Raw genomic sequence first — 280 nt, forward strand, 5'->3', positions numbered from 1 at the left:
TGCCCAGCGCCTGGCGGCCGAGCAGGGCCTGGCCCTGATCGCGCCCGACACCAGCCCACGCGGCGCCAACGTGCCGGGCGAGGCCGACAGCTGGGACTTCGGCGTGGGCGCGGGCTTCTACCTGGACGCCACCCAGGCGCCCTGGCGCACCCACTGGCGCATGGAGAGCTACCTCTTGAACGAGCTGCTGCCCCTGGTGGCCGCCCAATTGCCCATCGACGGCACCCGCCTGGGCATCACCGGCCACTCGATGGGCGGGCACGGCGCGCTCACGCTGGCA

Annotated in this window: 1 protein-coding gene; it reads left to right on the top strand. The window is 73.9% G+C overall.

Annotated features, from left to right (window positions below; translation table 11 throughout):
- Positions 1-280 (top strand): alpha/beta hydrolase-fold protein (locus tag DBV10_RS22640; RefSeq protein WP_255424870.1); only part of this gene is annotated, 280 nt, incomplete at both ends.

It is taken from the genome of Acidovorax sp. FJL06, assembly GCF_003852545.1.
In the GTDB taxonomy this organism is placed as follows: domain Bacteria; phylum Pseudomonadota; class Gammaproteobacteria; order Burkholderiales; family Burkholderiaceae_C; genus Acidovorax.